Source organism: Magnetospirillum sp. SS-4 (genome assembly GCF_902729425.1).
Lineage (GTDB): Bacteria > Pseudomonadota > Alphaproteobacteria > Rhodospirillales > Magnetospirillaceae > Phaeospirillum.
Map to the genome: position 1 here is coordinate 1 of NZ_CACVCH010000083.1, position 13,311 is coordinate 13,311.

Sequence of the window (13,311 nt, forward strand, 5' to 3'; positions counted from 1 at the left end):
AAGAGGGCCGTTCACAGTGCCAGCCTTCCGGGGTCACGGTTTTTTCTTCTTGCTGGTCAGCATCTTGAAAAGATCGGCCTGCGTCATCGGGATGGTCGGCGTTTCCTCGGTAACGGCGACGTTGGACGGCGTGTCGCCACCGGTAGTTTGACTGCCGACCACCTTCGACGGGGCTGGTACCGAAATGGGCGGCAAACCCGACAATGACACTGGCTGTGTGGCGGGGTCCGTTGGGACTGTAGCCTTCCGAGCGGGAGTGGCCGGTTCCAATTCCGCGACCGGCGGCTTCCCGCCCCGTTGCGACTGAGAGAATGGGTTTTGTGCCCCTGCGGCATCCGCCGGGACGGCGGCGAGCCGTTCGTGTTCCTCCATGGTGAGAGGAGGGATTGGCTCGAGGGGAGACGCGTGCGATGGCCCCGCCTCATGATGCATGAACGGATCTGGCGCCAGTGACGGTGGAGGAGCGGCAGATTCCTGCCGAGCGGTAGCCGTTGCCGGAGCGACACTGGGCGGCAAGCTCGACGGCGGCGTAACACCGGCAGGTAATGCAGGTGAACTGGTCTCTGCGGGCAATTGTGTCGCCATAGAAGCATCATGAGCGGAATTGGCGGACTGGCTAATACCGTTCCCTTCCGACTGATGTGCGGCTGGGCTTGGTGACTGTGCTTCATCGCCGCGGCCGGTATCCGAAGCAAGGGCTTGGCCAACCGGATTGGCTGTTCCGGCATTCGTCGAGGAGGTAGGGCGTTTGGGTTCGGTCGAAATGTCGTCTGGGCTTGGACGTAACGGGGGCGTGGGCGATGGATCCGCCTTTTGGGGCAATGTCGGATCTTCCGATGCCGGTGCCATCGGAGGCTCGGATGGTGCCGTCGGGGGCTGCCGAACGGACGGTTCGGTATCGTTTGGGGGCGCTTTTGTCGGTTTGGCCTCCTCACAGGAAGTCGGGGCGGGCGGGCAAGGTGACGGGATCGTTCCAGCCGGTGGTGGAGGCTCGGATCCACTAGAGGCAGCCGATGGACTCTCCTTCGGGTTTGAAAGACCCTTGCTGGGAAGTGGAGCCGACGGGATGGGCGGCGGCGACACCTCGGCTTCCTCACTGGTTGCGGATATGCCCGTTGCAGAATTGGAATCGTGTTCCACCGGTGGGGCAGGAGGCTTGGCCGCTGTGGAAGATGCTGGCGGGGGGCGGCCTCTCCCCAGATATTCAGTACGCGGAGACGGTGCCCGTTGTGATTGGGGCGGGTGCGCGCCCTTGGACTTGCCGTCGAAATCATTAAGGCGTCCCTGCGCGAGGAATTTGGCCTCCGCAGGAATCTCCAAGGCAGGCTCGGGCCGCCGTGAAGGCAGGGAAGATGGGGGGGCGGATAATGGCGGACGCTCTTCCGGGGGACGGGCTGCCGCCAACTTTTCCAACTTCTCGGTCCGGCGTGCCGACTTGTCCTCGACGTCATGGAGTTGTTCGGCGATGCGGTCGGCGGCGCGGCGGAACGGCCCCTGATGCCCGGTCGTACGCCGTCTCCTGCTTGGGCCGCGATAATCGTCAACTGAAACGAAGGGCCGCTCGGGATCCAAGGCCGAGGTGAGCTTGCGCTGAACGGTCTGCATTGCCGTCGGCATGGCAATCACTTCATTGATGCCGGCTTCGCGGACATCGACGAGCTTTTGTGGCGTCCAGTCCCGACCGACGGTGACGATGGGCACGTTCCGGTTTGGCGACATCTTGCCCCAACGCACGGATTTGGCGACATCAAGGCATCCGCCTCCAGGGGGAAGGTCGTGTTGCATTATGATCAGATCGACGCCGGGTTTATGCTGGAAGGTCTGAAGCAAGGTGTCCGTATCCGAGACGTATTCGATGTCACGCAATTTCAGGGTAATCAGCAGTTCCCGAATGACCATGCGCAGCCCGGTATCCGCTATGCCGACGATACTGGCGCATGCTGAAAGCGGCTTCATTCCCCCGTAGCCCTCCCTTTCTACTTATTATCCACGCTTGTCATGCAGCCTAGAATTGTCACCTTTGACCATCCAGCTGACCGCAACCTCTGCGCCAAGTCACCCTGCATCCTGAGTATGGACAGATCTCTCACTCAAAAAATGTAGCGATAATACGTCGGGGCCACAGAGGTCCCATGGGATCACATATTCCTGCGAACGGCGAGCGCCCTGACGGCTATATTTCGCCTCGGAGTGTAAAGAAGAACGTCGAGCCCTGGCCCGGCACCGATTCAACCCAGATTTCCCCTCCAAAGCGCTGGACAATGCGACGGCACAGGGTCAGGCCGATCCCGGTGCCCTTCGCTTCCGAACCAGGGGTCAGACGCTGGAAAATCTCGAATATCTTGGTGAAGTATTGCGGTTCGATGCCGATGCCATTGTCGGCCACGGCAAAGTGCCATAGGTCGGGAGCGACCCGTCCCGCCGTCACCGAAATCCTGGGTTTGCGATCTGGTGCCCGGTATTTGAGCGCGTTGCCCAGCAGGTTCTGGAACAGGCTGGCGAGGCCGGCGCCGTCGCCGATCACCAGCGGCAGATCGCCCACGATGACTTCCGCACCAGCTTCCTCCAACTCCAGTGTAAAGTTGCTCAAGACCTGGGTAACGATTTCGTTCGTGGAACAGGGCTGTTCAACGCTGCGATCGCCTGATCGATCGTGGCGTTATGCCGGATGAAAAGTTGCCGATTCCCCTGATGGCTTTTGTCTGAATCTATAGGGGGCACCCANTTTCCCTGCGACCGATTGGGCCGCCGCCATCCGAGGCCATTGGGGCATCGAAAACCGCAACCATTATGTCCGCGATGTCTCCTGCGACGAGGACAAAAGCCGCATCCGAGACAACCCCGGCATCATGGCCCGCGCCCGCAGCTTCGCCCTCAACATCATGCGCAAGAACGGCGTTACCAATGTGGCACAGGCCCTCTGGAACGGCGCTCTCAGCCTCGATCATATCCTGGCCTACAAGGCAATCTGATCAGCGTTGAACAGCCCTGCCCCATAAACCATGCTGTCTTTGACTGCAAGGCCCTGACACCCAGGGCTGTTCAACGCTGCGATCGCCTGATCGATCGTGGCGTTATGCCGGATGAAAAGTTGCCGATTCCCCTGATGGCTTTTGTCTGAATCTATAGGGGGCAGACGTGACGATCGCAGTCCAGATGGACAGGTCAAATCGCGAGGCACAGGACTACTACATTCTGCCAGCCAGCGACATGAGTGCGCCGAGACTCCGGCTTGGGGAATATAACGGCATCGCGCTCGACGCCTTCCGCTTCGACACCCTCGATCCGCTGTTCGACATGGCCGGTCGGGTCAAATTGCTGGAGGTCGCATGATGGATGAAAATCCCGGCCAGACCGTCGAAATAATCCCCATCGACCGGATCACGGTGATCAATCCCAGGGTTCGCAATCAACGGGTCTTCAAGGAAATCGTCGACAGTATCGCCGAGGTTGGGCTGAAAAAGCCCATCACCGTCACCCGTACCGACGACGTGGATGGCCCCCGTTATGACCTTGTCTGCGGCCAAGGGCGACTGGAAGCCTATCTGGTCCTCGGCCAAACCGAGATCCCCGCACTGGTGGTCGAGGCGGATGCCCAGGAACGCATGGTCAAGAGTCTGGTCGAGAACTGTGCCCGCCGACTGCATCAAGCCGTCGACCTGCTCCAGGATATTGGGGGAATGAAGCAGCGAGGTTACAGCGATGTCGAAATCGCCCAAAAGACCGGCCTGTCGGCCGACTATGTCCGTAGCGTTGCCCGCCTGCTGGAGAAAGGGGAGTTGCGGCTGTTGCGGGCAGTAGAATCGGGGCAGATTCCGGTTAGTGTCGCCGTGGAAATAGCCGAAGCGGATGACGCCGGTATCCAGGAGGCCTTGCAGCAGGCTTATGAAAAGAACCTGTTGAGAGGCCGAAAATTATTGATTGCCAAGCGGTTGGTGGAGAATCGGTCCCGCCGCGGCAAAGGGCTGAGAAACTACGGACCGGCCCGCAAGGAAACGCCATCGTCCGATGCCTTGGTCCGGGCATATCGTGAAGACACGGAACGGAAGCGATTGCTGGTCAAGAGAGCCAATGCAACCCGTGCGCGTCTCCTGTTCATGACCGAGGCATTCCGCCAATTGCTGCATGACGAGAACTTCGTGACCCTGCTCCGGGCGGAAAACCTGGACACCATCCCGAGGAATCTCGCCAGCCGCGTCCAGCGAATGGAAGTTTCCTGATCATGGCGCGCAAGCCCCCGATCGGCCCTGTGCATATGGCGTTCGAAAGAACCAGCCTGCGCATTGCCTTCAGCGACATCCAACCGCTCCGCCTTGTCGGCGCTGCGGTCAAAAAGACCACTAAATACGCGCAGATCGCCGCATCGATCAGAAATGTGGGAATCATCGAGCCTCCCGTTGTTGCCCGAGATCGATCCGACCCCGGAAAATACTTGCTGCTTGATGGGCATCTACGGATCGAAATCCTGAAGGAAATGGGGGAAATGGCAGCCGCCTGCCTGATTGCCACCGATGATGAAGCCTTTACCTACAATAAGCGGATAAACCGGATCGCCATCGTCCAGGAACACAAGATGATCCTGATGGCCATCAAGGATGGCGTCCCCGAAGAACGGATTGCCAGCGCACTGAATGTCAATGTCGATTACATCCGCCGTAAGCGGGCTCTTCTTGAAGGAATTTGCCCAGAAGTGGTCGAAATGCTCCAGGACAAGCATGTCCCGGTCAACACCTTCGACGAACTGAAGAAGATGCGCCCGATCAGGCAGATCGAGGCGGCCCAACTCATGGTCGCCATGAACAAGTACTCCATCACCTATGCCAAATCCCTGGTTGGCGCCACCTCTCCATCCCAATTGATCGACCGGAGCAGACGGAAACGCATAAACGGCCTGACCGACGACCAGATCACCCTGATGGAGGAGGAGTCGGCGAAACTTGACCGAGAGTTTCGCCTCATCGAGCAGTCCTACGGCACGGATCACTTGGATCTTGTCGTCATAACCGGCTTTCTGGATCGCCTACTCGGCAACGCCCGTGTCACCCGGTACCTGGGCCAGCACTACATTGAACTCCTGACCGAATTCCAAAAGATCGCCAGCACCAACAAGGCAATGGGCTGACCACCAATTGCGGGGACCCGGACCCTTCAAGCGCGGGGACCATGGGAGACGCCGTCGCGAGGGGCGGATCGATCATGGGGTGGGAATGGCGGCGAACCCGCCGGAGCCCGCCACGGGCCTGCCTCATCGCAGGCCATAAACACGAACGGCGGCCGACCAGGGTTCCCCCCCCCGGTCGGCCGCGTCGATGCGAAATCTGATCTGTTCTATTTGCCGATTGGCGGCGCCTGCGCCAGCAGAGTGCGGGTCTGCTCGGAATCCGCCGATCCACCGAATTCGAAGTCGAAGGCGGTGGCGAACTTGCCCGCCAGCAGCGTCACCACCGAGATGATGCAGCCACCGACGGCGGTGTTGCCGTCCACATGGCCGAACACCATGAAGCCGATGCCGCCAACGATGCCGAGTCCGGCGGTGATCAGCAGGACGTTGGCGCGGGTGTTGCTGCGCCCGGACTTGATGAACTCGGCATCGCGGGCACGGGCGTCCTGGCGGTCGGCCAGGGTGGCTGTCAGCGTGGTGATGGCCCCGGTCATCTGCTGCATGCGCTCCTCGTGGGCGAAAGCTTGGGCCTGGGAGCGCAGTTGGAGCACCAGAGTGGGATCGGTTAGCGCCTCGCGGGCCTTGTCGGGATCGTCGGTGCCGGTGACTGCACGCACGGTATCGGCCAGCTTGCTCACCGCCTTCTCGGCATCGTCGCCGAACAGGCTTCCGCCATGCGGGGCAACTGCATCAACTCGGCGATGGCGGTGTCGGTAACCTCCGCCGGTTGATCGGCCTCATCCAGCACGCCCTCCCATTTGGTGATGGCGGAACGGGCCAGACCTTGGGCGAACAGCATCTGCGACAGCCCGGCCAGGGCGTCCTCGTCGGACAGATCCGGCAGACCGGTGATGTCGGCCCCGGCGGCTTTCAGATCGGCATGCTCGGCGGCGATGGCACGCGCCATGCGCCAGCCTCGGGCACGGGCGGCCTCGTACACCGCCGTGGTCAGCGGGCGCACGAACACCTTTACCCCGTGGGGCAGATCGAGCCAGTACGGCTCCTTGGGCAGGGACAGACGGATCATGATCAATACCCCGCCACGTCGTTGACCAGGGTGACGCGCAGCAGATACCCAGCCACCGGATCGCGGGCGGCCCGCCAGTCATAGCTGGCCTGGATGCCGCCGGGGCCTTTGATCTCCTGCTTCTTCTTCGGCAGGAAGACGCGGGGCAGATGGAAGGTCAGGGCGAAGGCCGAGCCGGGGATGGTGAAGCCGTATTCCATTTCCACCGGGCTCTCGGCGGCGATGGCGGCAGTCAACGTGGTGTCGGTGCCGAACCGGATGTCCACCGAGCCTTCCGCAGTGGCCTCGGTCTCGTCGACACCATCGATCAGGCCGTCGGCGCGGATGGTCTCGACCCGCTCCAGATTGTTGGAGAAGGAGAGCTTGCCGCCCATTACGTTGGCCAACTGGCCGCCGCCGACCCGGATGGTGCCGCTGCCCTGGCTGAACCGTTTCAGGGCAAAGGTGGTCGGGCCGGCATCGATGGTGATGGCCGCTTCGGCCTCGCCCTGGGCGATGACGGCGATGCTGGCGTTGGCGGCACCGGAGCGGGCCATGTCGAAGGACAGTTTGTCCAGTTTGGCCCCGCCATGGCGGAAGAATTTCGGCACCGCCAGTTGGGCGTGGCCGATCTCGATGGCGAGGCTGGGCAGCGTGCCGCCCGAGGTGAAGACATGGTCGAAACTGCCGTCACCGTTATCGGCGGTGGCGGGCGCGCCGAATAGACCCTTCAGCCAGAAGCCGAGCGCCCGCACATCCAGCGGCACGCCGATATCGCCTTCGTCCTTGACCGCCTCATAGAACGGGTCCTGGGCGTCGCGGCCCTGGCCCAGCAGCGGGTCGTAGCCGAGAGGGCGCTCGGCCCCCAGGCTGGAGTCCTTGAACGACAGCCGCCCATAACCGTCAGCAGGCAGGGTGCCGTAAACCGTCTCGAAGGCGGCCAGCAGGATGCAATCGGCGCCATAGGCCCGAGTCTTTGCCATGGGGAACTCCCATATATTAAGGTGTAGCTCAGCCCAACGGGCCGCTGGAGCCGTAATGGATGGTGACCGGCACCATGGCGCCGCGCAGAGCGGCAGCTCCGTCGATGGCGAGACCGGAGGTCTTGGGGGCGCCCCAATCCAGCCATTCCGCCAAGCCACCGAGGGAGCGGTCGGCAGCCAGGGCGATTCCCACCGCCATCAGCAAGACGTCCAGGGCGACGCTGTCGTCATCCTGGCCACGCTGAAGGATCACCTCGATTTCGGTCTGGTGCTCCCAGAGATAGGTGACCGGCGACAGCACCACCTCGGGGTCGCCGGGATCGCCGTCGCGCAGGATGATCAATCCACCGGAGGGGACCGTTTCGGGCAGCGGCACTTCCCGTTTGACCGTGGCGCCGGGCACCGTTTCCAGCCGCGCCAGCAGGGCCGCAAGAATCTGTTCGCGGATACTGGGCATTGAAATGTTCCCCGATTGAGGCACATAATAGAGGCAGCCAAGGAGCCCCGTCATGTCCAAGACCGAATCGATCCGTGCCCGCGTCGAACCCGACCTGAAGGCCCAGGCCGAGGCCGTTTTCGGCGCCCTCGGCCTGACTCCGACCGAGGCCATCACGCTGTTCTATCGGCAGGTGACGCTGCACCACGGGTTGCCGTTTCCTGTCCGCCTGCCCAACGAGGCTACGCAGTCGGCATTGCGTGATGCCATGGAGGGCGAGAACCTGACCGACTGGTCGAGCCTTGAGGCGCTGAAGGCTGCCCACCGTTGAGCCGGACGCTCCGCACCACGAAGCAGTTTGAGCGAGATCTCAAGACGGCGACCAAACGAGGCAAGAATCTCGACAAGCTCTGGGCCGTGGTCGAGTGCCTGGTAAACAGCGAGCCGCTGGCCATCCGTCACCGTCCCCACCGGCTGTCCAGTAATTGGAGCCCCTGCTGGGAATGCCATATCGAACCGGACTGGCTGCTGATCTGGTACGAAACCGAGGAGGAACTGGTGCTGGCGGCTTCCGGCACCCATTCCGACCTGTTCGGCTGATTGGGTCTATTCCCGCCAATTCCTGACGATCAGCTCCGGCAGCGCCGAAGCCCACCGCTCGGCGACGCCGTCCACGTCGAGGCGCTTCTTCAAGCTCACCTGCGGCACCAGGATGAACATCACCACACTGGTCATCCCGCGCCCGGAGCGGAGCGCCGAGGCGCTGCCCTTGGCGAAGCCGCCCCGTTTGCCGGTGCGGGCCCGCATGTTCTCGGCCACCAGCAGCGAGGGCGCACCCCGGCGGTAGATGAAGCGCAACCGGCTGCCGTGCATCTGTTCCCACAAGCCGGGCGTCATGCGCTTGCCGCGGGGACCTTTGCCCGCCGCATCGGTGGGGATCGCCAACCAGAAGCCATGCTTGGACTTGATCACCGCGCCCTGATCGAAAGCCCGGATAATGGTCGGTGCCCTGGTGAAGACGAAGCCCGCCGCCTTGATGCTCTTTTGGCTCTTGGGATACAACTCGGCCCGCCAGGTATTGGCGAGGCGCTGGCCCATGCCCGCCTCGGTGACCTGGCGGCGGAGGTCGGCCTTCAGCCCGTCGGCGGCCTGGCGCACGCCGGCGGTGACCGCATCCTCGGCGTCCTTGATCTCCTCGGCCATGATCTTGCGCAGATCGCCGGATATGGCCGCGGCCAGTTTCATGCCGGTCTCACGTCGATTGTCCAAACCAGCCGCTCGGCATCCAGACGGGGTTCGCCCTGGACGACGAAGCTGTCGCCATCATGGACGATCACATCCCCCGCCTGGGGAGCCGGGACCTCCAGCCGCCGGATCTCGAACAAAGCCGTGCTGGTCTGCACGGTGATGTCAGCAAATTCGATATCGCGGTCGGGCCGCCGTACCAGGGCACGCACGGGGCGGCCCTGATAGCTGACGGTGACGCCCATGTTCGGGTCGCCGAACAGGTCGTCGAAGGCGTCGGTGAAGGCGCTCATCAGTTGCCCGAGAACAGGCGCACCGCCAGACGCGGGCGCTTGTTGACCGGCAGGATGGACGCCTCGGTCTTGACGTCAATGGCGCTGCCGTCCATGCGGGCAAGCTGGCGGGCGTACATGGGCACGCCCAGGGTGTTGACCGTCTCGATCAGGTTGGCCGGGGCGCCATAGGTTACGAAGGTGTCCATGGTGCCGAGCGGGAAGGCGATGCCTTCGCCCGCCGGGATCAGAGTTTCGGTCTGGCCGGTGGAGAGGGTGACGGTGGCGCTGTATTCCTCGAACACCATGCCGGCGAAGGGAAAACGGCGGCGGACGTCTTCCCGCAGCGGCTGGGCGCCGGTGGAGGAGAAATACTGGTAAGCCTGCTCGACCTTGGCATGGCCGATAAGCTTGTCGAAGAATTCCGGGCTGACCAGGGCCAGCACGCTGGTCATGGTCTCGCCCTTCAACTCGGTCTCCACCTTGCGCAACACGTCGCGGATCTTGGCCTGGACGTTGGTGGTGGCGGTGCCGAGGGCGAAATCCACCTGCTGGCGGGCGAGGCCGAATTCGCTGAAGTAGTCGTAGAGGGTGGAACCGGAGCCGTCACGGATGATGCCGCGCAGGGCATTGACCTCCATGAATTCCCGCGTCTGGGCGTGCTTCGAGCGCATGCGGGTCAGCTTGCGTTCCATGACGGTGGCCAGGGGATCGGCGGCATCGGCGACGCCGAAGCCGCGCACGCCCTGGACGTCCTGCGGCGTGATGGAATCATCGTGGGGGATCCACGGCACGGTGAACGACCGCATGCTCCGGGCATCGCGATTGGCGACGGTGGCCGGACCGCCCAGGGGCACGGTGGGCAGCAGGTTGAGGACACCCTCGGCCTGCTCGATGATGACACTGCGCTGAGTGACGCCCTCGAAGCGGAACAGCCCCATCTGGCCCAGCCGCGTGTAGAGGTTGGGCAGGATGTTGATGGCCTGGGTCATCTCGGCAAGCGAATAGCCGCCCGCGTCGAAGGGATTGAGAATCTCGACCATGAAAGGGACTCCGATCAGACGGTGGTGCGGGCAACCAGACCCAGTGCGGAGAGCTGGGTGATCTTGGCGGTGCGTTCAGCGGGCTGATCGATGGAGGCGTCAAACGCCAGAGCGGCATCGGCCACAATGACCGGGCCACGAGCGGCGACCAGGCCGGTGACGGCGGCATCCATGGCATCCACCACTTCCAGAAGGACGGCGATGGCCACCTCGGCGCCTTCGTCACCGACCACCTCGGCGGCGGAGGACAGACGGAATTCGCCGCTGGCGGTGATGCGGCCCNGGCGACGGTGGCCGGACCGCCCAGGGGCACGGTGGGCAGCAGGTTGAGGACACCCTCGGCCTGCTCGATGATGACACTGCGCTGAGTGACGCCCTCGAAGCGGAACAGCCCCATCTGGCCCAGCCGCGTGTAGAGGTTGGGCAGGATGTTGATGGCCTGGGTCATCTCGGCAAGCGAATAGCCGCCCGCGTCGAAGGGATTGAGAATCTCGACCATGAAAGGGACTCCGATCAGACGGTGGTGCGGGCAACCAGACCCAGTGCGGAGAGCTGGGTGATCTTGGCGGTGCGTTCAGCGGGCTGATCGATGGAGGCGTCAAACGCCAGAGCGGCATCGGCCACAATGACCGGGCCACGAGCGGCGACCAGGCCGGTGACGGCGGCATCCATGGCATCCACCACTTCCAGAAGGACGGCGATGGCCACCTCGGCGCCTTCGTCACCGACCACCTCGGCGGCGGAGGACAGACGGAATTCGCCGCTGGCGGTGATGCGGCCCAGCACGGAACCCAGGGGATAACTGGTCCCCGCCTTCAGGGTGACGGTCTCGCGGGTGTAGCTGGCGTTCAGTTCAAACTTCAGCAGATCGCCCAGGGTGGTCACCGCGATAGACCGCAGCCTCGGTCGCCCGAACGGCGTCGGGCGATAGCCGCCGCCGCTCGGCCACCAGGGCGGTGAATTTTTCGTACAGGGCATCAACGTCGGCCTGCAGGGTGGCGCGGGCGGTGTCCGACAGCGGCTGATGGGGATTGCCATCCACCTTCGCCGCCCCGGCATGGATGAAGCTCCAGGCTCGCCCGGCCTGGGCGTCGGCAGCGGATTCGTCCACATGGATGGCGACCACGCCGACCGAGCCGATTTCACCGGTCTGGGTGACGTAGATTCGGTCGGCGGTGCAGGCGACGGCATAGGCCGCAGACAAGGCCGCTTCATCGGCCACCGCCCAGATGGGCTTGCCGCACTGGGCGCGGATGGCCTGGATGTGGTCGACCAGATCGAACAAGCCGCCGACCTCGCCACCGGAGGAATCCACGTCCAGCAGAATGGCCCGGACACCGGGATCGGTGGCCGCCGCCTCGATGGATTCGGCGATGTCGGAATAGGCGGTGAGGCCGCTGGCGGTACCCAGATAGCCGGAGCGGGCCACCAGGGTGCCGATCACCGGCACGATGGCGATACCGTCGGGCGTCACCGCCATTTCGGCGGAGAGAGGCGCATCCGCATCCAGGAAGGTACCCTGTCCGGCCAGTCGCGGAGCCAGGGCCCCCAGGATCACATCCAGTTTGCTGCGGGCGAGCAGCAGCGGCGTCCCGTACAGACGGGCCGCAAGATGGGGCAGATCGTGCATGGATCAGCTTTCAGGCTCTTCGTGAAGAGAATGGTCAACGGCCAGCATGCGCGAACGGGCGCACCCGATATCGCGACCGGCGAAAACGATCAGAAATTTTGGAGAGGTGTCGCGGTTAGCGCCTGACCCAGTACAACGGCCAGATATGGAGTACGGAGCCCCTGAAGATTTCCAGCGATATCCCGAGTTTGGACTGAATATCTGCGCCCGCTGCCGAGTAGGTGGCGCGAAGCTGATCTACCGTTGTATTTTCGCTGACCAGGAGCCGCTTCATGGCGTTGTTAAAGAGGCGGAGTGCTTCCGGCTGGAGCAATCCCGCCTCTTGAGCCGCGCGGAAATGACAGAGATTTTCCCGTACTTTGCCGATTGGGGAACGAAAAACGGCATCCTCGAATTTCAGCGCCTTTGACGCCTTGCTTGGTCCACTCCATTCGCCATCATACGTGTTGATATCGACGTAAAGGTTGGCGTCTCGCAGGAAGAAGGTGTCGTGGGGCATGTCCGGCTCGCCGCTTTCCAGATCGCCGGGCCACCATTCCTTGGCCTGAATGCGGAAATATTGCTGAACCTGCGGCATCTCCCAGATTCCAGCGTAATCATTTGCCGACAGGTCAAAATAGACGTGCTTGAGTACGTGGCTATAGAATGAGCTGCACAGGTGCCGCAAAACATGCTGGTGGCGGGCGAGGTCAACGCGGCACATATCCAATAAGATGTATGCTTTTCCCATTTCTTCCGTGGCTGTCGCGACCAGGAAGTCTGCACGGTCGTATCGCTTCGCGTCGGCAAGAAGTGTTGCGTCGTCGATCAGTCCCTCTGCGTTATCGAGCATGGCGATAATCCCCTCCGATAGGAGTTTGAGCGCCACGTCCGTATTCCCTGCAAAGAGGCACTGAAACAGCTCAACCGGTCTTTTGGGTTTGCCATCCTTGCCAACGCCGGATTCCCGCTCAGATCGGGCGAGATAGTCGGAGAGTGCTTCCTGGATGATATCTTCGCCTGTCACGGAGCCATCCAATTCCGATCGAGATCGTGCGATATGCTCAAGTTTTTCAGCCAGTTCCGCTGGAAGGGTGATTCCATATTCGGTTGGCGCGGCATCGTTCGGCATGTCCTGCTCCTGAGCATTGCCCTTGGGCTTCTTGCGATGGACCTGCGAGACGAAGCCGTTCTTCGCCATAAACGTCTCGTTCTTTTCCGAGCGATAGGCCGTGTCGGCCCAGACGCCGCTCGCCGTATTGGTCTTGTCGAGTAGATCGGGCAACCGGGCGCCATCATGGGCTGCCGCATCCGTCACCAGCCATTTGCGGATCAGCCCATGCGCCCGATCCGCCGAAACGTGGTTCTTGTAGCCGAAGGATGGGACGGCCAGATTCACTTGCGGCTGGCCATCCTCACGGGGCTTGGCCTTGGAATACTTCACCGTCCACCGCGCATCGCGGTCCTTTTGCCGCAATTTCGCTGGCTTGTCCTTCCAGGCGTCGGGAATGGTTCCGGCCTTGATCGCGGCCTTCTCACCATCGGTATCGCGGACA

General features: G+C 62.6%; 19 protein-coding genes and 2 pseudogenes. 6 read left to right on the forward strand and 15 right to left on the reverse strand.

Annotated elements, in window-relative coordinates; all coding sequences use genetic code 11:
* Positions 1–33 precede the first annotated feature (33 nt).
* Both MTBSS4_RS15660 and MTBSS4_RS15665 read right to left on the reverse strand, forming a co-directional pair.
* Positions 34–1,956, reverse strand: a complete 1,923-nt coding sequence (locus tag MTBSS4_RS15660) for a response regulator (protein ID WP_173984346.1) — start codon at positions 1,954–1,956, stop codon at positions 34–36.
* A gap of 217 nt (positions 1,957–2,173) precedes the next feature.
* On the reverse strand, positions 2,174–2,542 hold the full coding sequence (locus MTBSS4_RS15665) for an ATP-binding protein (RefSeq protein ID WP_305792033.1): 369 nt from the start codon (positions 2,540–2,542) through the stop codon (positions 2,174–2,176).
* A gap of 307 nt (positions 2,543–2,849) precedes the next feature.
* Between MTBSS4_RS15665 and MTBSS4_RS22635 the strand changes: the two genes are divergently transcribed.
* The 4 genes from MTBSS4_RS22635 (at position 2,850) to MTBSS4_RS15680 (ending at position 5,122) form a co-directional block, all read left to right on the forward strand.
* Positions 2,850–2,972, forward strand: coding sequence for a hypothetical protein (locus MTBSS4_RS22635; protein WP_256367418.1), 123 nt, complete (start codon positions 2,850–2,852; stop codon positions 2,970–2,972).
* A gap of 166 nt (positions 2,973–3,138) precedes the next feature.
* Complete coding sequence (locus tag MTBSS4_RS15670; protein ID WP_173984347.1) at positions 3,139–3,333, forward strand: hypothetical protein; 195 nt, start codon at positions 3,139–3,141, stop codon at positions 3,331–3,333.
* Entirely contained in the window at positions 3,330–4,220 is an 891-nt protein-coding gene (locus tag MTBSS4_RS15675; RefSeq protein WP_368667796.1) for a plasmid partitioning protein RepB C-terminal domain-containing protein, read from the forward strand. Before MTBSS4_RS15670 ends, MTBSS4_RS15675 begins: the two co-directional genes overlap by 4 nt.
* A 2-nt stretch (positions 4,221–4,222) precedes the next feature.
* The gene (locus MTBSS4_RS15680) at positions 4,223–5,122 is read left to right on the forward strand and encodes a plasmid partitioning protein RepB C-terminal domain-containing protein (protein WP_173984348.1); all 900 of its coding nucleotides are present in this window, start codon (positions 4,223–4,225) and stop codon (positions 5,120–5,122) included.
* 206 nt (positions 5,123–5,328) lie between these two features.
* On the opposite strand, the gene MTBSS4_RS15685 is transcribed toward MTBSS4_RS15680, so the two are convergent.
* Genes MTBSS4_RS15685 through MTBSS4_RS15700 form a run of 4 tightly spaced genes read right to left on the reverse strand, consistent with a single transcriptional unit; the run spans position 5,329 to position 7,607 of the window.
* Positions 5,329–5,799 (reverse strand): hypothetical protein, encoded by a 471-nt coding sequence (locus MTBSS4_RS15685; RefSeq protein WP_254432593.1) that lies wholly within the window; start codon positions 5,797–5,799, stop codon positions 5,329–5,331.
* Positions 5,796–6,188 carry a hypothetical protein gene (locus tag MTBSS4_RS15690; protein ID WP_254432594.1) on the reverse strand — a complete coding sequence of 131 codons (393 nt, stop codon included), beginning with the start codon at positions 6,186–6,188 and terminating at the stop codon, positions 5,796–5,798. The genes MTBSS4_RS15685 and MTBSS4_RS15690 overlap by 4 nt, the downstream gene beginning before the upstream one ends.
* Before the next feature lie 2 nt (positions 6,189–6,190).
* The gene (locus MTBSS4_RS15695) at positions 6,191–7,150 is read right to left on the reverse strand and encodes a phage tail tube protein (RefSeq protein WP_173984349.1); all 960 of its coding nucleotides are present in this window, start codon (positions 7,148–7,150) and stop codon (positions 6,191–6,193) included.
* Between the two features lie 28 nt (positions 7,151–7,178).
* Positions 7,179–7,607, reverse strand: coding sequence for an acyl-CoA transferase (locus MTBSS4_RS15700; protein WP_173984350.1), 429 nt, complete (start codon positions 7,605–7,607; stop codon positions 7,179–7,181).
* 52 nt (positions 7,608–7,659) lie between these two features.
* On the opposite strand from MTBSS4_RS15700, the gene MTBSS4_RS15705 reads away from it, so the two are divergent.
* Both MTBSS4_RS15705 and MTBSS4_RS15710 read left to right on the forward strand, forming a co-directional pair.
* Positions 7,660–7,917 (forward strand): type II toxin-antitoxin system RelB/DinJ family antitoxin, encoded by a 258-nt coding sequence (locus MTBSS4_RS15705; protein ID WP_173984351.1) that lies wholly within the window; start codon positions 7,660–7,662, stop codon positions 7,915–7,917.
* Positions 7,914–8,186, forward strand: coding sequence for a type II toxin-antitoxin system YafQ family toxin (locus MTBSS4_RS15710; protein ID WP_173984352.1), 273 nt, complete (start codon positions 7,914–7,916; stop codon positions 8,184–8,186). Before MTBSS4_RS15705 ends, MTBSS4_RS15710 begins: the two co-directional genes overlap by 4 nt.
* A gap of 6 nt (positions 8,187–8,192) precedes the next feature.
* Here the strand turns inward: MTBSS4_RS15710 and MTBSS4_RS15715 are convergent, their stop codons facing one another.
* From MTBSS4_RS15715 to MTBSS4_RS22475, 9 genes and pseudogenes are all read right to left on the reverse strand, one after another.
* Positions 8,193–8,831: a DUF6441 family protein gene (locus MTBSS4_RS15715; protein WP_173984353.1), complete on the reverse strand. Its 639-nt coding sequence runs from the start codon at positions 8,829–8,831 to the stop codon at positions 8,193–8,195.
* Complete coding sequence (locus MTBSS4_RS15720; RefSeq protein ID WP_173984354.1) at positions 8,828–9,124, reverse strand: hypothetical protein; 297 nt, start codon at positions 9,122–9,124, stop codon at positions 8,828–8,830. The genes MTBSS4_RS15715 and MTBSS4_RS15720 overlap by 4 nt, the downstream gene beginning before the upstream one ends.
* Entirely contained in the window at positions 9,124–10,146 is a 1,023-nt protein-coding gene (locus MTBSS4_RS15725; RefSeq protein WP_173984355.1) for a major capsid protein, read from the reverse strand. The genes MTBSS4_RS15720 and MTBSS4_RS15725 overlap by 1 nt, the downstream gene beginning before the upstream one ends.
* Before the next feature lie 14 nt (positions 10,147–10,160).
* Positions 10,161–10,421 carry a head decoration protein gene (locus MTBSS4_RS15730; protein WP_173984360.1) on the reverse strand — a complete coding sequence of 87 codons (261 nt, stop codon included), beginning with the start codon at positions 10,419–10,421 and terminating at the stop codon, positions 10,161–10,163.
* Positions 10,422–10,441: 20 nt separating this feature from the next.
* Positions 10,442–10,645: pseudogene (locus MTBSS4_RS22640) on the reverse strand (major capsid protein); the annotation flags it as partial.
* A gap of 14 nt (positions 10,646–10,659) precedes the next feature.
* On the reverse strand, positions 10,660–11,031 hold the full coding sequence (locus MTBSS4_RS15740) for a head decoration protein (RefSeq protein WP_254432596.1): 372 nt from the start codon (positions 11,029–11,031) through the stop codon (positions 10,660–10,662).
* Positions 11,000–11,776, reverse strand: coding sequence for a S49 family peptidase (locus MTBSS4_RS15745; protein ID WP_254432597.1), 777 nt, complete (start codon positions 11,774–11,776; stop codon positions 11,000–11,002). The genes MTBSS4_RS15740 and MTBSS4_RS15745 overlap by 32 nt, the downstream gene beginning before the upstream one ends.
* A gap of 115 nt (positions 11,777–11,891) precedes the next feature.
* Complete coding sequence (locus tag MTBSS4_RS22470; RefSeq protein ID WP_368667798.1) at positions 11,892–12,887, reverse strand: AbiV family abortive infection protein; 996 nt, start codon at positions 12,885–12,887, stop codon at positions 11,892–11,894.
* A gap of 18 nt (positions 12,888–12,905) precedes the next feature.
* Positions 12,906–13,311, reverse strand: a pseudogene (locus tag MTBSS4_RS22475) (IS5/IS1182 family transposase); the annotation flags it as partial.